Here is a 24,625-nt window from a genome sequence, read left to right as displayed (position 1 = left end):
CTTACTTCGGAAGAATCTTACAATTCATGTTAAATTGTCTTATTAAACTTTCATTTTAACAAATAAAATACGATTTTAGCTGACCTATCGTTACGATAGATAAATACTAAACCAATGAACCATAAGCTGATAACCCTAACATTTAGCTTTCTGTTGTGTAGTTTATTTAGTTTTGGTCAGGATTCTATTCCGAAGGCAACTCAAAATAAAAGGCTAACAGAATCTGATTTTGTTGAAGGCGAAACCTACGTTGTAGATACCATTATAGACGGTAAAACCTATTTTAAACAACATCTTAATATAAAACCAGTAAATGATTCTTCTAATGTTAAAACACTTGAAGATCACAAACTAGCTGCTGAGATTGATAAAAAATGGTTAGAAGAACTATATAGCAATAACCTTTACGACACTATTTACAAGTCGGTTTCAGAATTGAAATATGAGCCTGTCGATTATCCGGAATTAACCACTGATACTTTAAAAGCCCGATTAAAACGACTCAATGCGAGAACGCCATTTAATATTGAATATAACCCATCTTTAGAGAGTGTTATAAAAGGATATCTAAAAAACCGCCGAACATCTATGTCTCGTTTAATGGCATTAAGCGATTATTACTTTCCGTTGTTTGAAGAGTCATTAGATAATTACAATATCCCTTTAGAGATAAAATATCTGGCGATTGTAGAATCGGCTTTAAAGCCTAGAGCTAAGTCAAGAGTAGGCGCTACTGGTCTGTGGCAGTTCATGTTTGGAACAGGAAAGGAGTACGGTCTTAATGTAAGTAGTTATGTTGATGAGCGTAGTGACCCAATAAAATCTACAGAAGCGGCGAGCAAATATTTAGCCAAGTTATATAAAATTTTTGGTGATTGGGATTTAGCCTTAGCCGCTTACAACTCTGGTCCTGGAAATGTAACAAAAGCTATACGTCGTTCTGGAGGTTATGAAAACTATTGGAATATAAGACCACATCTTCCACGTGAAACAGCAGGATATCTTCCAGCATTTTTAGCAACAATGTATATTTTTGAATTCGCAGAAGAACACGGTTTTAAAAAAGACAGACCTAAATACCATTATGTTGAGACAGATACTATCCATGTTAAAAAAATGATTTCTTTAGATCAGGTTTCGGAACTGGTTGGCGTTCCAATAGAAGAACTACAGTTTTTAAATCCATCTTACAAATTAGATATTATTCCTTTTATAAAAGGTGAAGATTATACCTTGAGGTTACCTAGAGAAGCAGTTGGTAAATTTGTAACAAATGAAAGCCAAATCTATGCTTTTGTTGAAGAAGAATTAAAGAAACGTGAAAAGCCACTACCACAGTTTTTTGAAGCAGATAGCAAGATTAGATATCGAGTTAGATCTGGAGATTACCTTGGAAAGATTGCCAGAAAATACGGAGTTAGAGTAAGCCAAATCAAAAAATGGAACGGACTTAGAAGTAATAATTTAAGAATAGGACAAAGGCTAACGATTTATCCTAGAAAACCTTCAACAACATCTGGTAAAAAAGTTAGTATTAGTAAGCCTAAGAAAACCATTAACACCGAGGGCAAATCCACTTACAGAGTAAAGAAAGGAGATTCCCTTTGGAGTATTTCTCAAAAATTTCCTGGAGTTTCTATTCAAAATATTAAAGATTGGAACGATATTAGTAGCAATAAACTAAAAATAGGAATGACGCTTATAGTATCAAAGTAGGCAAATTAAAAATCATACATATGATAAAGAACGTATTAAGCATATTATTAGTTGTAATTTTATTTAATTCATGTAATGATAAAGAACAACAACGATATGTATCAAAATCTTCAGGAAACATAAACAATCTTGTTGTCGTTGCCGATAATCAATTATGGGAAGACAGTGTTGGAGAAGCCATTAGAGATGTTCTTGCGGCTCCAGTTGAAGGCTTATCTAAAGAAGAGCCTTATTTTTCAATGAATCAGATGCCGCCTTCAGTGTTTTCTGGCTTTGCAAAGAAAAACAGGACAGTTTTAAAAATTGAGAAGGGAACAGATGCAGGAACAAGTATTGCAAAAGACGCTTATGCAAGACCTCAAACCATGGTTGTAATTTCAGGGCAAACTAATGAAGAAATTGTACAAGAGATCAAAAAAAATGCGGCTAAAATCATTGATGCTTTTAACAAAGAAGAGATCAAAGAAAAACAGCGACGTATATCAAAATCGTTATTTAATGACGAACCTTTAAAAAAACAGTTAGGTCTTTCAATGAAGTTTCCCACAGCTTATAGAATAGCGAAGCATGAGGATGATTTCTTTTGGTTAAGACGTGATATAGAGACAGGAACTGTGGATATTGTACTTTATGAAGTGCCTTTATCTGCTATAAGAAAAGGAGATAGTACCGTATTAGATATATTAAGATTGAGAGATTCTGTAGGAAAGATTCATATCGAAGGCCCGCTTGAAGGGTCATATATGGGGTCAGAAGATAAATTTTCTCCATTTATTTTTGATGCTATAATTGATAATAAACCTACGATTGAAACAAAAGGCCTATGGGATGTAAAAAATGCTTTTATGTCAGGACCATTTATCAATTATGCCATTGAAGACAAAATAAATGATAGATACATTATCGCTGAGGGCTATGTTTTTGCTCCATCAGTTGCTAAGCGAAACTATATATTTGAGCTCGAATCAATAATTAAATCGCTAAAAATAAAATAAAAAAAAGCCAACGTAATCGTTGGCTTTTTTTAGGATATGGTTGTAACTATTCTTTTTTATCTGTAGGTGAAGACGTATCTTCTTCTTTACTGGCATCTTTAAATTCCTTAATACCACTACCAAGACCCCTCATGAGTTCTGGTATTTTCTTACCTCCAAACAATAGTAAAACAACGACTACTATTAAGGCTATTTGCCATCCTCCTAAAGCTAAAAAAATGCTTGACGCTATCATAATGTATTATTTTGAGCTACAAATTTAATAATTAAACTTCAAAATAAACGTTTAAACCCAAACTTTAAGAGTCATCTCAGTAACTTGGACTTATTTTATTTAATTTTGTGGGATAATGGCAAAAAAAACGAAAGAAAAAAAATTCAAAAAAAAGCTACTTCACAAGTATCGATTAGTTGTCTTAAATGAAGATACTTTTGAGGAACGCTTTGCTATAAAATTAACACGACTTAATGTTTTTGTGATTGTGTCTTTAGGGACTATTTTATTAATTGCAGGAACTATCTTTTTGATTGCATTCACATCACTTAAAGAGTACATTCCTGGTTACTCTTCCACAGCATTAAAAAAACAAGCCACAGTCTTAAACTATAAGACAGACTCTTTGCAAAATGTGATCAATTTAAATGAACAATATTACGCCTCAATAAAAAAAGTGTTGACAGGAGATGTAAGTTCTGTTGATTTTAATCGGGATTCGATAATTGATGCTGCAAGTATTGATGCTGGAGACATCGACCTTAAACCCACTAAAGAAGATTCGTTACTTAGAGAACTGGTAGATAAAGAAGACAAGTATAATGTCTTTGAATCTACTATATCATCTTCCAATTTTGTGTTGTTTCCACCTGTAAATGGAACAATATCTGAAGGGTATGATATCAAAGAAAAACATTTTGCAGTAGATATAGTCGTTGCAAAAGACACTCCGGTAAAAGCAACAGCAGACGGAACAGTAATCTTTGCTGAATGGACTGCCGAAACGGGCTATGTTGTAATTATAGAACACAGTTACGACATGATATCAGTTTACAAACACAACGCTTCATTAACTAAACAACAAGGAGATTTGGTTAAATCTGGAGAAGTAATTGCTTTGGCAGGAAACACAGGAGAATTAACCACAGGACCACACTTGCATTTTGAACTCTGGAGTAGAGGATATGCTGTAGATCCTACCAAATTTATAGACTTCAATTAATGCTATCCATAAAATCTTCGCTAGCAAAGCTGTTTGCAAAAAACGTAAAAAGATCCATTTTAAAATGGTCCAGAAAACCTGTTGAAACTCAAGAGAAAGTCTTTCAAAAACTAATAAAAGATGCAAGCCAAACGGTATTTGGCCAAGATCATGATTTTAACTCTATTAAAACTCATGCCGACTTTATTGAGCGTGTTCCTGTAAGAGATTATGAATCACTCAAACCTTACGTAGACAGGGTAGTTGCTGGAGAAGAAAACATTCTCTGGAAAGGTAAACCCTTATATTTTGCAAAAACATCAGGAACTACATCTGGAGCTAAATACATACCTCTCACTAAGGAAAGTATGCCAACACATGTAGAAGCCGCACGAAATGCTATTTTGATGTATATAGCAGAAACAGGTAACAGTAAGTTTGTAGATGGAAAAATGATCTTTCTACAGGGAAGTCCTGTTTTAGAAGAAAAAAATGGAGTTCAATTAGGAAGGCTATCTGGTATAGTAGCACATTATGTTCCTAAGTATCTTCAAAAAAATAGAATGCCTTCTTGGGAAACCAATTGTATTGACGATTGGGAAACTAAAGTAGAAGCGATTGTAGAGGAAACTTTACCACAAAACATGACTGTAATCTCGGGAATTCCTTCATGGGTTCAGATGTATTTTGAAAAAATTCATGAGACAACAGGAAAAAAGGTTGGTGAGGTATTTAAAAACTTTAACCTATTCATTTTCGGAGGTGTTAATTATGAACCTTACAGATCGAAGTTTGAAAACCTCATTGGTCGAAAAGTGGATAGTATTGAATTGTATCCAGCGAGTGAGGGTTTTTTTGCATATCAAGATCGACAAAATGAAAAAGGGATGCTACTACAGCTTAACTCAGGAATATTTTATGAGTTTATAGAGGCTGATAAATTCTTTGATGACAACCCAAAACGAATCACTATTGCAGACGTTGAGGTTGGAGTAAATTATGTAATGATCATTTCTACTAACGCTGGTTTATGGGCTTATAACATTGGAGATACTGTTGAGTTTACTTCTGTAAAACCATATAGAGTTATTGTTTCAGGAAGAATTAAACATTTTATTTCTGCTTTTGGCGAACATGTCATAGGCAAAGAGGTAGAACAAGCCCTTCAGGAGTCTGTACAGGACAATTCTACAAGTATTTCAGAATTTACAGTTGCACCACAGATAAATCCAGACTCAGGGCTTCCATACCACGAGTGGTTTATTGAGTTTGAGAATGAACCTGATAATCTTTCAGTTTTAGCTAAAGCAATAGACAGATCGCTTCAGCAACAAAACAGTTATTATTATGATCTTATAGTTGGAAAAGTACTACAGCCATTGAAAATCACTCCAATCAAGAAAAACGGGTTTCAAGACTATATGAAATCTATTGGAAAATTAGGTGGTCAAAACAAGATTCCAAGGCTTTCTAATGACAGAACAATTGCTGACGCTCTACACGCTCAAAAATTGACTAAATAATACTATATTTGTCCGCAAACCAAAGCGTATGAGTAAAAAGAAACATCATGAAAGAACGAGAGCTCAAGAGAGCTCAAATGCTATTGAAAGAATGTATATCACGATGAGGCACCTTTTTAATCGTGGTTTTTATAAACCTATGGGAGTTTCAGGAGAGACACTCAGGGAATCTTTACTGTTATTAAGACCTGAAATATATGGGTCTATTGCTGAAGAAAAAGCAGAGTTAGAAGGGTTATTATATGTAATTGAACGTCTTCCGGAAGGTATAGAAGAATGTACATTTATTAACCTTACTAGTGATGAAGGGTATGGCAACTCTCATTTTAAACCTATTATTCCTCCAAAAAGACGACGTAATTGTTACCGCATCGATGACGAGCAAATGAATATTGAAATCACAAGAGGTCGCTCAGAGATTTATGATATACTAACGCACCTTACGTTTTTATTTGTAGAGTCTCACAAAATAAGTAAGCGTGTTTTAATAGATGATCAAGGTGCTACAATTCGCGATTGGATCAAGTTGGAAAAGGCAGTGCTTTCTAAGAAGAAATTAACACAAAAAGAACGAGAAATAGCAATTACTCATACAGCTAATATTCTTGGAAGAACTTTTGAAGAGCTCACAGGAGCTCATGCCCAGTTTTCTACAAAAGTAAAGCCAGAGCGCTTACTTCACATCATTTATTGGTTAGGAAAGCTTGCTATAGAGGAAGTAATTAACAATAAAAAACGAACTGTGACCTTTAGTCCTGTGCTTCGAGAGCGCTTAGGACACCACATTCATGGAGAGATTTGGGCAGATAACATTAAAGAGATATTACATAAAAACAATCTTCTTGATCGTCCTATACATGTCATTAGTGCCAATATGCATAGTGTAATGAACTCTATTTTTGTACCAATGGCACTTAAAACATTGACTTCAAAAAAAGATGTTTTTGAGGTTTATGAATCTGTAAGCAAAAAAGAAAATGAGGCTTTACGCAATAAAATAACCAAAGAAGCGTTGCAGTTTGGAATGACCTATATTAAAGACTCTTCTGGAACCAACATAGATGTTCAAATTTTTGACACTGAAAAAATAGATTTTTCAAAAACAGATATTAAGGTTAGTGATGCATTTAAAAAGGCCGAAAAACCTGTCATATTCGTAATGGATTACGCATTTGGCGAACAGGCATATGAGACTATAGATGAGCTTTTAAAGCCAATAAAGGTAAATGGTGAGAAAGTACATTTAAATGTTGAATCTGTTTCTATCATGGGGAAGGCTGGAATTCTTGAAGGAGGAAAAGGAGATATTATGATTCCTTCGGCTCATATTTTTGAGGGGACAGCAGACAACTACCCTTTTGAAAATGAATTATCTAAATCAGACCTGGAAGGACAAGGTGTAGATGTATATGAGGGTTCAATGATTACTGTTTTAGGAACATCACTTCAAAATAAAGAAATTTTGAAATTCTTTTACAATTCGACATGGAATGTAATTGGTCTTGAAATGGAAGGAGCACATTATCAAAAGGCAATTCAAGCTGCCTCTAAGGTAAGAGGAAGCATCAACCCTAATGTAAAAGTAAGATATGCTTACTACGCAAGTGATAATCCTTTAGAGACCGGAAGCACGTTAGCTTCTGGAGGTTTAGGCACTTCTGGAGTTAAGCCAACATATTTGATCACAAGAAAAATATTGCAACAAATATTTAATACATAATTTAGAAGTATGAGTGAAAATACTAAAGATAAACAGACCTCAGACGAGATAGACCTAGTTATTTTTTTTAGTCTAATAGGGAAACTATTCTCCAGAATTTATAATTTTTTCTCTTCGATTTTAAAATCCATATTATCTTTTTTCGTTTTCTTGTTAAAAGCACTTATTGATAATATTAAGCTAATTTCTATAGTTTTAATTATCTCTGCAATTGCAGGTTACGGATTAGAAAAGACTACTGCAGAAGTCTATAGGTCATCGATGTATGTAAAGCCTTATTTTGATTCCAAATATCAATTGGTAAATAACATTAATTACTTTAATGCCTTAATTTCAAATCGAAACCATAAAACCCTATCTGACGTTTTTAAAATTCCGGTAGAGGATGCTAAAAAAATTAGAGAATTTGAAATTCATATTGGACCAGAAAGTGAGAATGATAAGATAAAACAGTATGATTCTTATTTAAAATCATTAGATAGTATCAGAGCTCAAGATATCAGCTATGATGATTTTATTGAAAACAGAGACATCTATTCTTCAGATTTCTATGAAATAACTGTTCAGGCTGAAAAAAAGGATATTTTTAAAAGCTTAGAGGAAGGATTAAACTCATCATTTGAGAACACGTACTCTGAGAAGAAAATGAAGAAAAGAGATTCGTTAATCTACTTACAAAAGCAAAGTATTCTAGCTTCTATTAGAGCAGTAGATTCTCTACAAGACGTGTATATTAGAGTTTTGGAAGAAAATTCTAAATCAAGCAGTAACTCTATAAGCTTAGGAGAAGGATTCTCTATAGAACCCGAAAAAGCAAAAACAAGAGAATTTGAATTATTAAATAAGGAATTACAACTAAGAAGCGAATTAAGGGTTTTAGAAGAGCGAAAAGTTGAAGAAGATGTCTTTTTCGATACAGTTTCAGGTTTTCAAGAAATAGGAAGTATATCTAGAAGTATTCTAAATAAATATGTAATTATTCTACCAGCCTTGTCTTTGATTTTTTTATGTTTCATTTTTGTGGTTAGAAAAACCGTAACCTTTGTTAAAAATTATGACGAATAAAAAAATACTAATTACAGGAGGCGCTGGATTTATTGGTTCACATGTCGTTAGACGGTTTCTTGAGAAATACACTAATTACCACATCTATAATTTAGATGCATTGACTTACGCCGGAAATTTAGAAAATCTCTCAGACGTTGAGCATGCAACCAATTATACATTTATAAAAGGAGATATTACAGATGAAGACTTTATCAATAATCTGTTTTCAGAACATAAATTTGATAGTGTAATTCATTTGGCTGCAGAATCTCATGTAGACCGATCAATTAAAGATCCCTTAGCATTTGTTAGAACTAATATTATTGGAACAGTAGCTTTATTGAACGCGTTTAAAAACTGTTGGAAAGATAATTTTGAGGATAAATTATTTTATCATATAAGTACAGATGAGGTATACGGATCTTTAGGACAAACTGGGCTTTTTACTGAGAGCACTCCCTATGATCCAAATTCGCCATATTCAGCATCAAAAGCAAGTTCAGATCATTTCGTAAGAGCTTATGGCGAAACCTACAATATGCCTTACGTCATAACTAACTGCTCAAACAACTATGGTCAAAATCAGTTTCCAGAGAAGCTTATTCCTTTATTTATAAATAACATTATTAACAAGAAAGCACTACCTGTTTACGGAGACGGAAATTACACAAGAGATTGGCTTTATGTTAAAGATCATGCAATAGCTATTGACTTAGTGTTTCATGAAGGCAAACTAGGTGAAACCTATAATATTGGAGGATTTAATGAATGGAAGAATATTGATTTAGTGAGGTTATTATGCCAACAAATGGATTTAAAACTTGGACGCGAAAAAGGCTCTTCTGAAGAGTTGATAACTTATGTTAAAGATCGTCCAGGTCATGACTTAAGATATGCAATTGACGCCTCAAAAATTAAAAATGAGTTAGGCTGGCAACCATCAGTTACGTTTGAACAAGGTTTAGAAAAAACCATTAATTGGTATTTAGAAAATGAAACTTGGCTAAATCATGTCACTAGTGGCGAATACAAATTATACTACGAAAAGCAATATAGTTAAAGAATGAAAGGAATTATTTTAGCAGGAGGATCAGGCACTAGGTTGCATCCGTTAACATTGTCTGTGAGCAAGCAACTAATGCCTGTTTATGACAAACCAATGATTTATTATCCACTTTCCACATTAATGTATGCAGGAATAAATGAAATATTAATTATTTCTACACCTAAAGACCTACCGCTGTTCAAAGAGTTGCTTGGTGATGGAAAAAAATATGGATGTCAGTTTGAGTATGCTGTTCAGGAGGCTCCAAAAGGTTTAGCTGAAGCCTTTATTATTGGTGCCGACTTTATTGGTGAAGAAAAGGCAGCACTTATTTTAGGAGATAATATCTTTTATGGATCAGGACTATCTAAACTTCTTCAGGCTAATAATGATCCTGACGGAGGAATTATTTATGCTTATAGAGTTCATGACCCAGAACGCTATGGTGTTGTTGAATTTGATGATAACGGACAAGCGATTTCAATTGAAGAAAAGCCTGAAAACCCCAAATCCAATTTTGCAGTACCAGGTATTTATTTTTATGATAATTCAGTTGTTGATATAGCTAAAAATATAAGTCCTAGTGACAGAGGTGAACTTGAGATTACTGATGTAAATAAAGAATATTTAAAACGAAATAAGCTTAATGTTAGTATTCTAGACAGAGGAACAGCATGGCTAGATACAGGAACGTTTCAGTCGCTGATGCAAGCTTCACAATTTGTTGAGGTTATAGAAGAGCGTCAAGGGTTAAAAATAGGATCTATTGAGGCTGCTGCTTTTGAAATGGGCTACATCAATGAATCTCAATTTAAAGATTTGGCTAAACCACTAATGAAAAGTGGTTATGGGAAAAACTTGTTAGGACTACTTAAAAACAAATAATGCATACAGAGGAAACAAAACTTAAGGGTTGTTTTATAATTGAACCCCGAATTTTTAATGATAGCAGAGGGTATTTTTTTGAAAGTTTCAATCAAAAAGCATTTGATCAAATTATTGGAAAAGAAACAATATTTGTTCAAGACAATGAATCCTATTCTACTAAAGGCGTCTTAAGGGGATTACATTATCAGACAGGAGAGTTTTCTCAAGCAAAACTCGTTAGAGTAATCAAAGGTAAAGTTTTAGATGTTGCAGTAGATATAAGAGACGGTTCAGCAACATTTGGTCAACACGTATGTGTAGAATTATCTGAGGAGAATAAAAGACAATTATTTGTTCCAAGAGGTTTTGCCCACGGATTTATAGTTTTGAGTGATGTGGCTATTTTTTCATATAAATGCGATAATTATTACAATAAAGAATCCGAAGGAGGAATTATTTATAACGACCCAACATTAGCTATAGACTGGCAATTAGAAGAAACCGAATTTATTGTTTCAGAAAAAGATAAAACACTCCCTAAACTCATTGATGCAAGATTATGAAAAGGGTCCTAGTTACAGGCGCAAGTGGACAGTTGGGCCAATGTATAGATGCTATAAAAGACAACTATCAAAACTTAACTTTTATCTACGCAAGTCGTGAAAGATTGGATATTTCCAATAAAAACGAAGTCGATCTTTTTTTTAAATCAAACACGGTAGACTGGTGTGTCAATTGCGCTGCTTATACTGCAGTAGATAGGGCTGAGAGTGATATTGAAAATGCAAAGCAAGTAAATATAAATGCTGTTAGAAATTTAGCTGAAGCGACACTAGAAAACAATGTTAGGATGATTCATGTTTCAACCGACTTTGTGTTTGACGGGAAACATAATAAAGCCTACAAAGAAGATGCAGAAACTAATCCTCTTGGTGTATATGGCCAAACTAAACTAGATGGAGAAAAAGAACTAGCAACTATTAATCCTAAGCACTTTATCATTAGAACGTCTTGGTTATATTCTGAATTTAATTCTAATTTCATGAGAACCATGCTAAGGTTGTCTCAAGACAGAGATGAGTTAAATGTTGTTTGTGATCAAATAGGAACACCAACATATGCCAAAGATCTTGCAGATGCATTGTTACAGATTATAAGCCAAGATAGCAGTGCATATGGTATATATCATTACAGTAATGAAGGTGTTGCGAGTTGGTATGATTTTGCTAAAGCTATTTTTGAAATAAATGCAAATCACATGAAAGTAAATCCAATTGATTCGTCTTCATTTCCAACTCCTGCTCAAAGACCACACTTTAGTGTTTTAGATAAAACAAAAATTAAAAAAACATTTAATCTAGAGATTCCGTATTGGAAGGATAGCTTAAAAATTGCAATATCAAATTTATGATAGACAAAAATCTAGAAATTGCTATTAGAGCATCATTAAAAGCAGGAGAAGTAATCATGCAGGTTTATGATACAGCTTTCGATGTTGAGATAAAAGATGACAAATCACCTCTCACTGAAGCAGATAAGAGGGCCAATGATATTATCAATTCCTTTTTAAAACCCACAGCTATTCCTATAATAAGTGAGGAGAATAAACAAATTGATTTTTCCACAAGGAAAAACTGGGATATGTGTTGGATTGTAGATCCAGTTGACGGTACAAAAGAGTTTATAAAAAGAAATGGAGAGTTTACTGTCAATATAGCCTTGGTTAAAAACGGCGTACCTCAACTAGGTGTAATATATGTACCTGCCTCAAAAACATTGTATTATGCTAACAACAACTTAAATGTAGCACACAAAATAAACCTATCTTCACACGATGCTTCAATGTCAGATATTTTGGATAAATCGACATTACTTCAGCCTAAAAAAAATGAAACAAATGTCGTTGGAGTTGTTGGAAGTCGGTCCCATATGAGTCAGGAAACATTGGACTACGTAGAATCTGTTAAGAAAAGTGGCAAAGACGTCAACATAGTTTCTAAAGGAAGCTCTTTAAAATTTTGTTTAGTTGCTGAGGGAAGTGCAGATGTATATCCTAGATTTGCTCCAACAATGGAGTGGGATACAGCTGCTGGCCAAGCCATATGTAATGCTGTTGGAGTTGATGTTATCTCTAAAGAAACGAATCAATCTTTACTTTATAATAAAGAAAACCTATTAAACCCATGGTTTATAGTTTCTAAGAATTAATCTTTATGGTCACCTACAAAAAAGAGTCGCATATCAGAAGTCTTTTGAAAGGGATTTCTTGGCGAATTGTAGCTACAACAGACACAATTCTTGTTGTTCTACTTATTACCTGTTTACATGGTGACTGTAGTTTAGAAGACGCCATTAAAATAGGCTCTATTGAATTTTTAATAAAATTTGTGGTTTATTATTTACACGAAAGAGTCTGGCAAAGAGTGTTATTAAACAAAGAAGTAACTCAAAAGCAAACACTTCATAAAACCATTTCATGGCGAATCATTGCAACAACAATGACATTTATAATTTCAGGTTCTGTTCTTAATGCCTTTGATGAAATTGCACTATATATTGCACTTACAGAATTATTTACGAAATTCGCATTGTATTACGTTCATGAAAGATTATGGTTAAAACTTCCTTTAGGTAGAATTAGACATTTCTTTTTTGGCAAAAAAAAATAATATGTCAAAACACATTATTGCTCATGACTATCAGGTTTCTAGAAAAGATAGAAGAGCTTCAAACCATCACAATTCATTTTTAATTTGGTTTACAGGCCTTTCTGGATCAGGGAAGTCTACCATAGCTAATTTAGTAGAAAAAGCCTTGTTTGAAAGCGGTATTAAAACCTATTCTCTCGATGGAGATAACATTAGAAAAGGAATTAATAGCGATCTCTCTTTTGCTCCTGAGGATCGTACTGAAAACATAAGACGTATAGCTGAGGTCTCTAATTTAATGATAGACGCAGGGTTGGTTGTTTTGGCAGCATTTGTTTCTCCATATAAAAAAGATAGAGAGAACATTAGAACTATCGTTAAAGATGTTAACTTTGTCGAAGTTTACATCAATACAAGTATCGAAGAATGTGAACGTAGGGATGTTAAAGGACTGTATAAAAAGGCAAGAGCAGGAGAGATTAAAAACATGACAGGCATTTCTGCTCCTTATGAAGCTCCTGAACGACCTGATATTGAGATTAAAACTGAAAATGAATCTATAGAAGATTCTGTAAAAAGAATTATAGATTTTGTAACACCAAAATTACAACTCAACAATGAGTAAATATTATTTAAATTATTTAGACGAGTTAGAAAGTGAAGCCATATTTATTCTGCGCGAAGTTTGGGCTCAATTTGATAATCCAGTAATTTTATTTTCAGGAGGTAAAGATTCTATTCTTGTTACACATTTAGCAAAGAAAGCATTCTATCCAGCAAAAATACCTTTTCCATTAATGCATGTGGATACAGGTCATAATTTTCCTGAAACTATTAAATTTAGAGATGATATTATTAAAGATCTGGGCGTAAAACTTATTGTAGGATCAGTTCAAGAATCTATTGATGAGGGTCGGGTTGCAGAGGAAAGAGGAAAGAATGCAACCAGAAATGCACTTCAAATTACAACCCTATTAGACGCCATAGAATTCAATAGAATTGATTGTGCTATTGGTGGAGGGAGACGAGATGAAGAAAAAGCCAGAGCTAAGGAACGTTTCTTTTCGCATAGAGATGATTTTGGTCAATGGGATCCAAAAAATCAAAGACCAGAACTTTGGAATATTTTCAACGGTAAACATTTTGAAGGCGAACATTTTAGAGCTTTTCCAATAAGTAACTGGACAGAAATGGATGTTTGGAACTACATTAAAAGAGAGAATATTGCCATTCCGTCTTTATATTTTGCCCATGAAAGAGAGGTAGTTTGGAGACAAGATAGTTGGATTCCAAATTCTGAATTTTTAGTGCTTGAAGATCATGAAGAAATTGTTGTTAAGAAGGTTCGCTTTAGAACTTTAGGAGATATAACCATTACTGGAGGTATTGAGTCTGATGCCGATACTTTAGAAAAAATTGCTGATGAGGTCTCAGGAATGAGACAAACAGAAAGAGGTAATAGAAGTGATGACAAGCGCTCTGAATCAGCAATGGAAGATAGAAAACGTCAAGGCTATTTTTAAACAACAAAAATTTACCAATGTTAGACAATAATCAATTATTACGTTTTACAACTGCAGGAAGTGTTGACGATGGAAAAAGTACGTTAATAGGACGTTTGTTATACGACTCTAAATCTATTTTTGAAGATCAATTAAAATCAATAGAAAATACAAGTAAAAAGAAAGGTCATGATGGCGTTGATTTAGCTCTTTTTACTGATGGGTTGAAAGATGAACGAGAACAAGGTATCACTATAGATGTTGCTTACAGGTATTTTACAACACCGAAACGTAAATTTATAATTGCAGATACACCAGGGCATATACAATACACCAGAAATATGGTTACAGGAGCTTCTACAGCTAATGCTGCAATCATTCTTGTTGATGCCAGACATGGTGTAATTGAGCAAACCAAGAGACATTCATTTATTGCATCTTTATTACAGATTCCACACATTATAGTGTGTATCAATAAAATGGATTTAGTTGATTATTCTGAAGAGGCTTACAATAAAGTGATTAATCAATTTGAAGAGTTTTCGTCTAAATTATTAGTTCATGACATTCGCTTTATACCAATTAGTGCACTTAATGGAGACAATGTGGTAAATCGTTCTCAACATATGGATTGGTATCAAGGAGCGCCATTATTGCACACACTCGAAACGATGCACATTAGTAGTGACATCAATAAAGTAGATGCAAGATTTCCTGTTCAAACCGTTTTAAGACCTCAAAATGAAACCCATAGAGATTATAGAGGCTACGCAGGTAGAGTTGCTAGTGGAATATTAAGAGTTGGTGATGATATTACAGTAATGCCCTCAGGTTTTACATCAAAAATAAAAACCATAGACACCTTAGAGGAGAGTTTAGAGGAAGCGTATGCTCCTATGTCTGTATCGGTTACATTAGAAGATGATATAGACATTAGTAGAGGCGATATGATCGTGAGATCTAATAACAAACCAGAACCGCTTCAAGATATTGAGGTGATGTTATGTTGGCTTCATAATAATCCAGCCAAACCAAGAGCTAAATACAGTATTCGTCACACTACTAATGAGCAAAAAGCAATGATTAAAGAAGTGGTGTACAAAATAAACATTGAAACTCTTGATCGGGTTACTGAAGATAAAGAGTTGACCATGAATGATATCTCTAAAGTAAAGATCAGGACCACAAAACCGTTAATGGTTGACTCTTACAGAGAAAACAGAACTACAGGAAGCATTATATTAATAGATGATGCTACCAACGAAACAGTGGCTGCCGGAATGATAGTTTAACCTAACAAAAATTTATATTATGAAAAAAGTAATTGTATTTACATTATTAGCCTTGTGCTCTACAATTTGCTTAACCAGTTGTGGAGATGAGAAAAAAAAAGAAACCAATACTACTGTAGAATCAAATAATCAAATTAAAGAAGAACCAAAATCAGAGTCGGTTTTTAAAATCAATTTGAATATGGTCATACCTAACGATGACACCATAGAAGTATTCTATTTAGATTATGACGACACAACTTACAGCTATAAAACTAAAGTAACTAAAAAAGTTACAGGGAGTTCCAAAGCACAGGATATAGAAGTATTATTGCCTAAAGATATCTTTCCGTATAGCTTGAGAATTGATTTCGGACTTAATAAAAGCGAAGAAGATGTTGTTTTAAACTCTGTTGATATGTCTTATGAAGATTTCAATATGGTGCTTACAGCTGAAGAATTCCATGCCTTCTTCATGCCTAATCAATACATTAACTACATTAAAGAAACAGGTGTTATTGAACGTAAAATAGTAGACGGAAAATATGACCCATACTTTAATGCCAGAGCAGTATTAAGAAAGAAGCTTGAGTTAGAAGTAAGATAAACGCGTGCCATTGACAAGCTCAATGCTATTTTGAAAATAAGGTGAATTACTTTCAACAAATCAAAAATATATCTAAAGGAGAATTTGCCAAAAAAACGATATTTTCTTTTGCTTTAAAGATACTGGGTCTAGCATTGAGCTATGCTTTTATTCTTATTGTATCAAGATGTTTTGGAGCCGAATCCTACGGTAGGTTTTCAATAGCTTTTACTGTTCTAAATGTATTCGCTTTAGTGTTTGCTTTAGGCATTCCAGATGCTACCATTAAGATTGTTTCAGATCAATCTATCAAAAGTAAATATCACTTTAGAAAAACATCCTTAAGCTTAATAGTACTGTCTTCAGTTATTGGAGCTCTGATTCTTTATTTTTCTTCGGAATTTCTCTCTGAATTTTATAAAGATGACAGCCTTAACAGGTTCTTTATAGTCGCAGCTATTACTTTAGCTCCTTTAGTTTTACTTCGTTTGAACTATGAAACTTTAAGAGGAAAAAAAGACATCGTTAAGTTTGGTATTTTATCACACGTAACGCCGTTTTTAATTGGGTCTCTAGTGGTTTTGATCGCCTTTTATGGGTTTCACACAGTTGATGACGCCATTATAATTAAAGCCTATGCCATAGGAGTTGCAATTGCTTTAGTTTTAAGCTTATTCTGGACCAGAAACAGTTCACCTACATCAAATTTAAAAAAGTACCCTGTAAAGCAACTTATGCACTATTCTTTGCCTATGCTTGCTACAAGCTCTTTTATTTTTATTATGGGATGGACCGATACGTTAATGTTAGGGTATTATAACGATAAAGCAGACGTTGGGATATACAATGTGGTTATTAGAATAGCTAGAATAGCTATTATTGCTATCACATCCATTAATTTGGTATTGGCACCAAAAGTTTCAGAACTGTACAGCAGTTCACAATTTGATAAAATGAAGCAAATGATTGCCAAATCAACCAAGTTGATTTTTTTATTAACAGCTCCAATTGTGTTGATCATAGTCATAGCCAATAAGTTTGTTTTATCGATTTTTGGAGACGAATTTATTGCTGGAGGTACAGCCTTGGTCATCATTATGATTTCACAGTTTTTTAATGCTATGTCAGGTAGTGTTGGACAAATAATGAACATGACTGGACACCATAAAAATTTAAGAAATTTTACGTTGATTAGTGCAATTTTAAACATTGTACTAAATTTAATTTTAATTCCTATTTATGGTATTTTAGGAGCCGCTATTGCTACAGCATCAAGTAGTATTTTGCTTAATTTAATTTCTGTTATTTTTGTAAAGAATAGGTTAGGTATAACTACTTACTATTTGCCATTTAGTTCAAATAAGAATTAATATGATTATTTACAAAATTGCTTCCAAAATAAACAACAGAATAAGCACTGCTTTTTTTTTGTTGAAATATTTCATTCTAATCAAAAAGAAAGGTAAAATTACCATTGGTTATCATGTTAAACTTATCCCGTTTTGGTGGGAGAAAACGAAATTGAAAGTAGTTTTTGAAGCCAACTCAAGGATAAAATCTAATGTCATTATTCAAGGCTCTGGCACATTGACTTTAGGTGAAAATTCTTATATAAGTTCTTTTAGTGTTATTGGAGTAAATGACCGAGTCACTATAGGAAAAAACGTTATGATTGCAGATAGTGTTTCCATAAGAGATACTGATCACAACTTTTCAGATTTAAATAAAAATATTATTGAGCAGGGAAAATCGACCCAACCTATCACTATTCATGATAATGTATGGATTGGGCATGGTGTTGTAATCACTAAGGGAGTAACCATACAATCTGGAGCAATTGTAGCTGCAAATGCAGTAGTTACTAATGACGTAGAAAAAAATACAATCGTAGGTGGTGTACCTGCTAGAATTTTAAAATTAAGAGATGATAAATAATAATAAGGTAGACTTCTTTTGTATTGGAGCGCAAAAATCAGGAACAACATCACTACATGATATTCTGAGCCAAAATCCGCAAATAGGACTTCCTTTAAATAAAGAAACCCATTATTTTTCTCACGATGAATTATATACGAGAAACTTAAAAGATTACTTTAAACTGTTTCCTAAAGATCTGGAAGACAGAAAAGTGGTTGGAGAAATAGACCCAGAATACTTGTGTTCTCAAAATGCGCCAAAACGAATTTTTAATGATATTGGGCCAGATGTTAAATTCATAGTGATTTTCAGAAATCCTTTTGATAGAGCATATTCTCAGTACCTGATGTCAAAAAGGAGGGGGTTTGAAACTTTAGAATTTAAAGAAGCAATACTTAAAGAAGAAGAAAGAGCAAAAGATACATTTGGGCAACTTTACTTAAGCTATGGCAGTCGGAGTTTATACAGTACACAAATTAAGAGGTATTTAGAGCTCTATGACATGTCTAATTTTTTATTCCTTCGTTTTGAAGACGATTTCCTAGATGATAAATCAAACACAATTCATAGAATCAATTCCTTTTTAGGATTACATGATTTTGAATACGAAATAGCTGTAAATAGTAATAAAGCATCGGTTCCTAAAAGTAAAATGATAAGGGATTTTGTAGATAAACCGGGTTTAATCAGAAAATTTGGGAAGCATTTAATTCCGTCAAGCCAATTGAGAAAGACCATTATCAGCAAAATAGATATGATTAACAGAAAGGAAATACGCTATAAAGTTGATAATGATATGAAGCGGGAATTCATTGACAATTATTTTGCCGATGATATAAAAGAACTTCAATCTATTACTAATTTAAATCTTAGTAGATGGTTGAAGGAAACGTAGGAGTTGTAACATTAACGTATGGAAACAGGTTTGATTTAATTTCTAAAACAATAGATGAAACGCTCAAATCTTCTTCTGTTAAAAAGATGGTAGTTGTCATTAATGGAGTTGATAAAAATACGTTAATAAAACTTAATGATTTAAAACAAAATTACCCAAAATTGATTCTTCACGATTTGGGCTATAACTCTGGTTCTGCAAAGGGTTTTAGTGAAGGAATAAAAAGAATACTTCTAGAAGATATTGAATACCTATGGTTAATTGATGATGACAATTTACCACAAAAGGATGCATTAAATCACTTATTAAACTATTGGAAATCCAATGTCAAGGGAGATAATCCTTTAGTGTCTTTGTTATCTTATCGTCCTGATAGAGGGATTTATAAAGATGCAATTCGAAGAAATAATCCGTATTTAATGCTAGGTCCTAAGAACTCTTTTTTAGGATTTCATGTTGTTAAAAAAGTTAGAACTCTTTTTTCAAAAGAAATAATAACTACAAATAATCATTCATCAGGAGTAGTTGCTGTGGCTCCTTATGGAGGTATGTTTTTTAAAAAAGAGCTAATTGAAACTATTGGATTGCCAAATGAGGATATGTTTCTTTATGCAGATGATCATGAGTTTTCCTATCGAATAACAAAAAATGGAGGTAAAATTATTTTAGTTTTAGATAGCATTCTTGAGGATTTAGAACTATCATTTCATTTAAAAAAAGAGAAGTCATTTTTTAAAACACGCTTTTTTGCTACCGAATCAAAAAATGCTATATTTTATTCTGTGAGGAACAATATCTATTTTGAAAAAAATTTCGTCACTAATAAGCTGATTTATACACTAAATAAATATCTATATTTAATACTTTTGTCTACTTTAACACTATTGAAACCTAAAAATATTTGGAAGCTACCATTGATATTCAAAGCTGTATCCGCATCCAATAAAATGAAAACATGATTAAGTTCAACAAATTATACATCTATTCATTTTTTTTAATTACTGTTTTTTGTTTTTTAATAGGCGGAGTGTTTCAGTTTTTTATTGGAATTCCTAACATTGTATTTACGTATGGTGTATTATCATTATTCTTCCTTACTTATTTCATCTACATAGCGGTTAAGCGAAAGCTGTTTTTGAATAAAGTTATCATTTTACATGTATTACTAATCTCTGTTATTCTTATAAGCGGAATCGTTAACAAAACCAATCTTGTTAAGACCCTTATTTACCTCATATTCGTTTTAGTACCACTTGGCTGTTATTTGTTTTTTAAAATAAACAACAAAGAGTATTATGTCGCTAAACTAGCCATTAGTAAGCTGTTTTTATTAATTGCTATTATTCAGCTACCTGTATTACTTATACAAAACGTAGGCTTTGATTTTTTTATAGGTTTTAATAGGAGTAGTCAGGAAATTGCTTCTTTTGATTTTATGTTTGGTACATTCTTTTTGAAAGCAGATCACTCTTTAGGATTCTTTTTATTGTTTAACATTATTAATGTTTATAAAAACAACGAAAACTTTGCAATCACTAAATATCCAAGATTAGTTCTTGTCTATCTAATTATAACGGTTTTTGTTGCAGAATCAAATGTTACAAAGTTACTGTTAGCCTTTTTTATTATTTATTTGATTTACAACTCTTTTCCTAAGCGTATTAAAATAGTTGGTTTTTTTGCGGCTCTCATAATTTTACCAATAGGCTTTTTTCAATTAAGAAATATTAAAGCTTTTGAAAGAGAAGTCTATTTTATTGAAAGGGAATACAATCCAGCTAAGTCATTAAGAAATTACGAAAGAGGAATAGCAAAAAGACCTCAGGTAGTAATCACATATGTTACAAGTCAGCCTTTACGAATAATTGGTGAAGGGCCATATTCATATTTTGATGTACTTAAAGGAAAATTTACAAGCACAAAACATTTTTCTCAACTTATTTGGGCCTATGCCGACCTTGGGATAATTGGTTTGATCTTGGTTGTGATGCTTTTGTATGCACTTGCAGCCAGCTTAAACTTATCAAAGGGAACAACAAATTTGATATTTGTAGTGATTTTAATTTATGCTTTTATGACCACAATTTTTTCAGATTTAGCATTAATGATTACTTTTATCAGCTTACTACAAAAAAGAACTAAGAATACATGAATATAGTAATAGTACCATTTCATGATTGGAGAAAAATTTTACTTGAAGGCTCCAGAACTCGAGATGCCCATTTTATAGAGGCCTTCAAATCCCGTGAAGATATTTGTGTAATAATTAATAGACCTACTACATTATTAGAAATACAATTGAAAAGAAAAAGAGGCCTTATAAAAGGAAAACTTATCTTGTCAAATGGTGGTTGTAAATTATATGAATATTCAAAAAACACATACTTAATCGACTACGTATCTGTTGATGTTGTTGGTCAGGCGCTTAAAAATTACAATTGGTTTATTTCTGAATACGGTAGTGATAAATATGTAAATTTCATAAATCAGTCATTAGCTCATTTAGGAATAAAAGAGAATTACTCTCTTTTAAATCAAAATATTTTTGCATCTAGATTGTCATCAAAACTAAAACCAAAAGTATCTATTTTTGATGCCTGGGACAATTTTGCGAAGTTTAGTGTTTACAGTAAACTCAAAGAGGAAATTATCGAGAATTATATGCAGTTTTCTAAAACATGTGATTTTTGGATTACCAACTCTGTGGATAATATATCCGAGTTTAAAACACAATATGGTGTTGAAAATATTCATTTGATTGCAAATGGTGTAGATGTATCTCGTTTTGTTGGTGCAAGTAAAAGCATACCTGATGATTTGTCTCAAATTAAAAAACCAATTGTAGGATTTGGAGGTAAAATCTCTCACTTATTAGATGTTGAGTTAATTAATAAGACCACAGAAGCCTCGCCAGACGTTTCATTTGTTTTTGTTGGTCAGATTTTAGATAAAACAATCTTCAACGAGATCATAAAGCGAGAGAATGTACACTACCTAGGTGATAAGCATTATGATGTTTATCCAGACTATGTGAAGAACTTCGACATTTGTACTGTGCCTTATGTTATTGATGAAAAAAAGAAATCTGGAGCAAACACAATTAAAGTGTATGAGTATTTGGCTACGCAAAAAAAGGTGGTTGGAACACTATCAAATGGCTTGGAAAACCTTTTAGATCATGTTTATATCATTAATAATGCTTCTGAGTTCTCAGATGCGCTTAAAAGCTGTGAAAATCACAAAAACAAAATAGATCTAAAAACACATTCTTGGGAAACTAAAACTCAACAAATAATTGAACTAATTTTATCTTAAGATGAAACTCGTTAATCTTACATTAAAGAGAAGGGATAAGATTAAGTTATTTCTACTATGCCTGATATCTGCAACACTTCCTTTTGCTGTTAATTTGGGAAACTTAGCAATTATTCTGGCAGTATCTTTTAATGTTCTTTTTTTTCAAAAGGAAAATATTCATAAAATAAAAAATTTCAAAGCCTGGTACTTAATCGTTTTTTTTATCATTACAGTAGTTAGTGCTTTCTTCAGTAAAAACAGCGCCTTAGGGTTTAAGCACTTAGATTTAACTCTGCTAATTCTGTTAATTGCAGTAGTAATGATAAATACAAACATTACTAAACAAGTCATATCAAAAGTTGCTAGAGTCTTTTATTTAAGTTCAGTTTTAAGCACTCTAATATTATTAACCTATGCCATTATTAAGGCCATTAGTAATAACTCTATAGAAGGTCTCACATTCCATGAGTTTACAAGACTGTACGATCAGCACCCTGTATACTTTTCAATGTATTTATCTGTTGCTCTGTTTTATGTGTTTTTTATATCGTCAAAAGAAATCCGACAGGTATTGAAAAACAAACCACTTTATATCGGATCCATTCTCATCCTAATTTCAGGATTGGTGCTTTGTGCCTCAAAGGCGGTCTTAGCCTTTAATTTTATTTCGTTTATTGTTTTTTTCTTTTTTAAAGTGAAAAGCAAAAAGAGAAAAATAGGTTTCATATTGACATTTTCGGTGCTGGCGGTATTAATTTATAATATTTCATTTATCAAAGAAAGATTTGAAAACGGTTTAAGATTCAATGACAATATTGCGTCTTTTCAGCCTACAAATGATTTTACCAAAAAGAAACTTTTCACCTATGAAGAAAAAACAGACATTAGTGATTTAGAGTTAAGGTATATTTTAGGAAAAATAAATTTATACCATACCGTTAAAGACAAAAAAGTACTTTTTGGTTATGGACAAGGAGATACAAAAGGCTATTTTAACTATTATTATTTTTCTTATAATCTAGGGCCTAATTGGTACGAAAACTTTAATGTGCACAACCAATACATTCATACATTTGTTATGTATGGTGTCTTTGTGCTTCTATTTTTCGTTGCCTATTTATTTTACTCTTTTAAAACTGCAATTTTAAAAAAAGATCAACTTCATTTTTATTTTTTGCTATTGATATGTTTTGTTTTTATATTCGAAGTGGTTTTAGTAAGAAACAAAGGCATTATTTTCTTTTATTTCTTTAATTCACTCTTTTTATTCAACACATTCAATCTTGAAAATAGCAATACTAGGCACTAGAGGTATCCCAAATCATCATGGAGGATTTGAACAATTTGCTGAATTTTTTTCAGTATTTTTAGTTAATCAAGGACATCAAGTTTATGTCTACAACTCAACATTACATCCATATAAAGAATCTAATTACAACGGTGTTAATTTAATTTATTGTAAAGATTACGAAGATAAAATTGGCACAGCAGGCCAGTTTTTTTACGATTATAACTGTATTATAAACGCCAGAAAACATGATTTTGATATCATTCTTCAATTAGGGTATACCAGTAGTTCTGTATGGCATAAATTTATGCCTAAAAAACCAATCATCATTACCAACATGGACGGGCTGGAATGGAAACGATCTAAATACAATAAATATGTACGGCGGTTTTTAAAGTATGCAGAAAAACTAGCAGTACACAGTAGTGATTATTTGATTTCAGACTCAATCGGAATACAAGAGTACCTATTCAAAACCTACAATAAAGAATCAGAGTATATCGCTTATGGAGCTGATTGCTTTCTAAGTCCTAATGAAAAAATTCTTGATTTATATAAGGTTGAAAGAGAACAATATAACATATTAATCGCCCGATTTGAGCCTGAGAATAATTTAGAAACCATTCTAGATGGTGCTTCAAAGGCAAAGAATAAAGTCAAGTTTCTTGTAATTGGTAAACACGATGTCAATAGTTTTGGTGAATATTTAAAAGATAAATATAAGGCTGATGACCACATTAAGTTTCTTGGAGGTATTTATGATATAGAACACTTAAATAACCTGAGATATTTTTCAAATTTATATTTCCATGGTCATTCTGTAGGAGGAACAAACCCATCTTTATTAGAAGCTATGGCCTCCAATTCTTTAATTGTAGCTAATGACAACATTTTTAATAAGGCAATTTTAGAAACAGATGCCTTCTATTTTGAAAACTCAGAGCAGGTAAGTGAGTATATTGATACGTTACATAAATTAGAATACTCAAGCTTGTCGAAAAACTTAAATAAAAAGATTGAAAACACTTACAGTTGGGATATAATTAATAACCAATATTTAGAGTTTTTTAAAAAAGTAATGACTAAAAAAAATCAACTAGATTAATTAATCG

General features: G+C 32.4%; 25 protein-coding genes. 24 read left to right on the top strand and 1 reads right to left on the bottom strand.

Translation table 11 applies throughout. The annotated features are described in order from the left end of the window. Positions 1 to 114 precede the first annotated feature (114 nt). Positions 115 to 1,716 (top strand): LysM peptidoglycan-binding domain-containing protein, encoded by a 1,602-nt coding sequence (locus Q0951_RS00410; protein WP_299332793.1) that lies wholly within the window; start codon positions 115 to 117, stop codon positions 1,714 to 1,716. A 20-nt stretch (positions 1,717 to 1,736) separates the two neighbouring features. Continuing rightward, on the top strand, positions 1,737 to 2,711 hold the full coding sequence (locus tag Q0951_RS00405) for a DUF4837 family protein (protein ID WP_299332790.1): 975 nt from the start codon (positions 1,737 to 1,739) through the stop codon (positions 2,709 to 2,711). Positions 2,712 to 2,757: 46 nt separating this feature from the next. Here the strand turns inward: Q0951_RS00405 and tatA are convergent, their stop codons facing one another. Further along, positions 2,758 to 2,946: a twin-arginine translocase TatA/TatE family subunit gene (gene tatA, locus Q0951_RS00400; protein WP_299332788.1), complete on the bottom strand. Its 189-nt coding sequence runs from the start codon at positions 2,944 to 2,946 to the stop codon at positions 2,758 to 2,760. Positions 2,947 to 3,061: 115 nt separating this feature from the next. Between tatA and Q0951_RS00395 the strand changes: the two genes are divergently transcribed. The 22 genes from Q0951_RS00395 to Q0951_RS00290 are packed head-to-tail and all read left to right on the top strand — an operon-like array spanning position 3,062 to position 24,618. After that, entirely contained in the window at positions 3,062 to 3,928 is an 867-nt protein-coding gene (locus Q0951_RS00395) for a M23 family metallopeptidase (protein WP_299332785.1), read from the top strand. Beyond that, positions 3,928 to 5,430, top strand: a complete 1,503-nt coding sequence (locus Q0951_RS00390) for a GH3 auxin-responsive promoter family protein (protein WP_299332783.1) — start codon at positions 3,928 to 3,930, stop codon at positions 5,428 to 5,430. Before Q0951_RS00395 ends, Q0951_RS00390 begins: the two co-directional genes overlap by 1 nt. 28 nt (positions 5,431 to 5,458) lie before the next feature. After that, on the top strand, positions 5,459 to 7,150 hold the full coding sequence (locus Q0951_RS00385) for a hypothetical protein (protein ID WP_299332780.1): 1,692 nt from the start codon (positions 5,459 to 5,461) through the stop codon (positions 7,148 to 7,150). A gap of 9 nt (positions 7,151 to 7,159) precedes the next feature. Then, positions 7,160 to 8,215: a hypothetical protein gene (locus tag Q0951_RS00380; RefSeq protein ID WP_299332778.1), complete on the top strand. Its 1,056-nt coding sequence runs from the start codon at positions 7,160 to 7,162 to the stop codon at positions 8,213 to 8,215. Next, entirely contained in the window at positions 8,205 to 9,257 is a 1,053-nt protein-coding gene (gene rfbB / locus Q0951_RS00375; protein ID WP_299332775.1) for a dTDP-glucose 4,6-dehydratase, read from the top strand. Before Q0951_RS00380 ends, rfbB begins: the two co-directional genes overlap by 11 nt. A 3-nt stretch (positions 9,258 to 9,260) precedes the next feature. Then, entirely contained in the window at positions 9,261 to 10,127 is an 867-nt protein-coding gene (gene rfbA, locus Q0951_RS00370) for a glucose-1-phosphate thymidylyltransferase RfbA (protein WP_299332773.1), read from the top strand. Continuing rightward, on the top strand, positions 10,127 to 10,672 hold the full coding sequence (gene rfbC / locus Q0951_RS00365) for a dTDP-4-dehydrorhamnose 3,5-epimerase (protein ID WP_299332771.1): 546 nt from the start codon (positions 10,127 to 10,129) through the stop codon (positions 10,670 to 10,672). Before rfbA ends, rfbC begins: the two co-directional genes overlap by 1 nt. After that, entirely contained in the window at positions 10,669 to 11,520 is an 852-nt protein-coding gene (rfbD, locus tag Q0951_RS00360; RefSeq protein ID WP_299332768.1) for a dTDP-4-dehydrorhamnose reductase, read from the top strand. Before rfbC ends, rfbD begins: the two co-directional genes overlap by 4 nt. Continuing rightward, the gene (gene cysQ / locus Q0951_RS00355) at positions 11,517 to 12,317 is read left to right on the top strand and encodes a 3'(2'),5'-bisphosphate nucleotidase CysQ (RefSeq protein ID WP_299332766.1); all 801 of its coding nucleotides are present in this window, start codon (positions 11,517 to 11,519) and stop codon (positions 12,315 to 12,317) included. Before rfbD ends, cysQ begins: the two co-directional genes overlap by 4 nt. A 5-nt stretch (positions 12,318 to 12,322) precedes the next feature. Then, positions 12,323 to 12,778: a DUF2061 domain-containing protein gene (locus Q0951_RS00350; RefSeq protein ID WP_299332762.1), complete on the top strand. Its 456-nt coding sequence runs from the start codon at positions 12,323 to 12,325 to the stop codon at positions 12,776 to 12,778. Between the two features lies 1 nt (position 12,779). Then, positions 12,780 to 13,382, top strand: coding sequence for an adenylyl-sulfate kinase (gene cysC, locus Q0951_RS00345; RefSeq protein WP_299332759.1), 603 nt, complete (start codon positions 12,780 to 12,782; stop codon positions 13,380 to 13,382). Further along, on the top strand, positions 13,375 to 14,280 hold the full coding sequence (gene cysD, locus Q0951_RS00340; RefSeq protein ID WP_299332757.1) for a sulfate adenylyltransferase subunit CysD: 906 nt from the start codon (positions 13,375 to 13,377) through the stop codon (positions 14,278 to 14,280). The genes cysC and cysD overlap by 8 nt, the downstream gene beginning before the upstream one ends. 17 nt (positions 14,281 to 14,297) lie before the next feature. After that, positions 14,298 to 15,551, top strand: coding sequence for a sulfate adenylyltransferase subunit CysN (gene cysN / locus Q0951_RS00335; RefSeq protein WP_299332754.1), 1,254 nt, complete (start codon positions 14,298 to 14,300; stop codon positions 15,549 to 15,551). A gap of 19 nt (positions 15,552 to 15,570) precedes the next feature. Beyond that, positions 15,571 to 16,137 carry a hypothetical protein gene (locus Q0951_RS00330; RefSeq protein WP_299332751.1) on the top strand — a complete coding sequence of 189 codons (567 nt, stop codon included), beginning with the start codon at positions 15,571 to 15,573 and terminating at the stop codon, positions 16,135 to 16,137. A 41-nt stretch (positions 16,138 to 16,178) separates the two neighbouring features. Beyond that, positions 16,179 to 17,486 carry a flippase gene (locus Q0951_RS00325; protein ID WP_299332750.1) on the top strand — a complete coding sequence of 436 codons (1,308 nt, stop codon included), beginning with the start codon at positions 16,179 to 16,181 and terminating at the stop codon, positions 17,484 to 17,486. 1 nt (position 17,487) lies between these two features. Further along, the gene (locus Q0951_RS00320) at positions 17,488 to 18,051 is read left to right on the top strand and encodes a DapH/DapD/GlmU-related protein (protein WP_299332748.1); all 564 of its coding nucleotides are present in this window, start codon (positions 17,488 to 17,490) and stop codon (positions 18,049 to 18,051) included. Then, positions 18,041 to 18,928, top strand: a complete 888-nt coding sequence (locus Q0951_RS00315) for a sulfotransferase (RefSeq protein ID WP_299332746.1) — start codon at positions 18,041 to 18,043, stop codon at positions 18,926 to 18,928. The genes Q0951_RS00320 and Q0951_RS00315 overlap by 11 nt, the downstream gene beginning before the upstream one ends. Continuing rightward, positions 18,910 to 19,887 carry a glycosyltransferase gene (locus Q0951_RS00310; RefSeq protein ID WP_299332745.1) on the top strand — a complete coding sequence of 326 codons (978 nt, stop codon included), beginning with the start codon at positions 18,910 to 18,912 and terminating at the stop codon, positions 19,885 to 19,887. The genes Q0951_RS00315 and Q0951_RS00310 overlap by 19 nt, the downstream gene beginning before the upstream one ends. Beyond that, positions 19,884 to 21,080: a hypothetical protein gene (locus Q0951_RS00305; RefSeq protein WP_299332743.1), complete on the top strand. Its 1,197-nt coding sequence runs from the start codon at positions 19,884 to 19,886 to the stop codon at positions 21,078 to 21,080. Before Q0951_RS00310 ends, Q0951_RS00305 begins: the two co-directional genes overlap by 4 nt. Then, positions 21,077 to 22,243 carry a hypothetical protein gene (locus tag Q0951_RS00300; RefSeq protein WP_299332739.1) on the top strand — a complete coding sequence of 389 codons (1,167 nt, stop codon included), beginning with the start codon at positions 21,077 to 21,079 and terminating at the stop codon, positions 22,241 to 22,243. The genes Q0951_RS00305 and Q0951_RS00300 overlap by 4 nt, the downstream gene beginning before the upstream one ends. Position 22,244: 1 nt before the next feature. Then, positions 22,245 to 23,534, top strand: a complete 1,290-nt coding sequence (locus Q0951_RS00295; RefSeq protein WP_299332736.1) for an O-antigen ligase family protein — start codon at positions 22,245 to 22,247, stop codon at positions 23,532 to 23,534. After that, entirely contained in the window at positions 23,509 to 24,618 is a 1,110-nt protein-coding gene (locus tag Q0951_RS00290) for a DUF1972 domain-containing protein (RefSeq protein ID WP_299332734.1), read from the top strand. The genes Q0951_RS00295 and Q0951_RS00290 overlap by 26 nt, the downstream gene beginning before the upstream one ends. Positions 24,619 to 24,625: the final 7 nt, after the last annotated feature.

Origin of the sequence: uncultured Psychroserpens sp. (assembly GCF_947501425.1) — a bacterium.
Lineage (GTDB): Bacteria > Bacteroidota > Bacteroidia > Flavobacteriales > Flavobacteriaceae > Psychroserpens.
Note: the sequence above shows the minus strand (reverse complement) of the source record. Positions and strands in the feature narration are given on the sequence as shown.

Bases quoted from the DNA above. Each gene is read 5' to 3' on its own strand.
- Q0951_RS00410 (WP_299332793.1), top strand. From the start codon at position 115: ATGAACCATAAGCTGATAACCCTAACATTTAGCTTTCTGTTGTGTAGT.
- Q0951_RS00405 (WP_299332790.1), top strand. From the start codon at position 1,737: ATGATAAAGAACGTATTAAGCATATTATTAGTTGTAATTTTATTTAAT.
- tatA (WP_299332788.1), bottom strand. From the start codon at position 2,946: ATGATAGCGTCAAGCATTTTTTTAGCTTTAGGAGGATGGCAAATAGCC.
- Q0951_RS00395 (WP_299332785.1), top strand. From the start codon at position 3,062: ATGGCAAAAAAAACGAAAGAAAAAAAATTCAAAAAAAAGCTACTTCAC.
- Q0951_RS00390 (WP_299332783.1), top strand. From the start codon at position 3,928: ATGCTATCCATAAAATCTTCGCTAGCAAAGCTGTTTGCAAAAAACGTA.
- Q0951_RS00385 (WP_299332780.1), top strand. From the start codon at position 5,459: ATGAGTAAAAAGAAACATCATGAAAGAACGAGAGCTCAAGAGAGCTCA.
- Q0951_RS00380 (WP_299332778.1), top strand. From the start codon at position 7,160: ATGAGTGAAAATACTAAAGATAAACAGACCTCAGACGAGATAGACCTA.
- rfbB (WP_299332775.1), top strand. From the start codon at position 8,205: ATGACGAATAAAAAAATACTAATTACAGGAGGCGCTGGATTTATTGGT.
- rfbA (WP_299332773.1), top strand. From the start codon at position 9,261: ATGAAAGGAATTATTTTAGCAGGAGGATCAGGCACTAGGTTGCATCCG.
- rfbC (WP_299332771.1), top strand. From the start codon at position 10,127: ATGCATACAGAGGAAACAAAACTTAAGGGTTGTTTTATAATTGAACCC.
- rfbD (WP_299332768.1), top strand. From the start codon at position 10,669: ATGAAAAGGGTCCTAGTTACAGGCGCAAGTGGACAGTTGGGCCAATGT.
- cysQ (WP_299332766.1), top strand. From the start codon at position 11,517: ATGATAGACAAAAATCTAGAAATTGCTATTAGAGCATCATTAAAAGCA.
- Q0951_RS00350 (WP_299332762.1), top strand. From the start codon at position 12,323: ATGGTCACCTACAAAAAAGAGTCGCATATCAGAAGTCTTTTGAAAGGG.
- cysC (WP_299332759.1), top strand. From the start codon at position 12,780: ATGTCAAAACACATTATTGCTCATGACTATCAGGTTTCTAGAAAAGAT.
- cysD (WP_299332757.1), top strand. From the start codon at position 13,375: ATGAGTAAATATTATTTAAATTATTTAGACGAGTTAGAAAGTGAAGCC.
- cysN (WP_299332754.1), top strand. From the start codon at position 14,298: ATGTTAGACAATAATCAATTATTACGTTTTACAACTGCAGGAAGTGTT.
- Q0951_RS00330 (WP_299332751.1), top strand. From the start codon at position 15,571: ATGAAAAAAGTAATTGTATTTACATTATTAGCCTTGTGCTCTACAATT.
- Q0951_RS00320 (WP_299332748.1), top strand. From the start codon at position 17,488: ATGATTATTTACAAAATTGCTTCCAAAATAAACAACAGAATAAGCACT.
- Q0951_RS00315 (WP_299332746.1), top strand. From the start codon at position 18,041: ATGATAAATAATAATAAGGTAGACTTCTTTTGTATTGGAGCGCAAAAA.
- Q0951_RS00310 (WP_299332745.1), top strand. From the start codon at position 18,910: ATGGTTGAAGGAAACGTAGGAGTTGTAACATTAACGTATGGAAACAGG.
- Q0951_RS00305 (WP_299332743.1), top strand. From the start codon at position 19,884: ATGATTAAGTTCAACAAATTATACATCTATTCATTTTTTTTAATTACT.
- Q0951_RS00300 (WP_299332739.1), top strand. From the start codon at position 21,077: ATGAATATAGTAATAGTACCATTTCATGATTGGAGAAAAATTTTACTT.
- Q0951_RS00295 (WP_299332736.1), top strand. From the start codon at position 22,245: ATGAAACTCGTTAATCTTACATTAAAGAGAAGGGATAAGATTAAGTTA.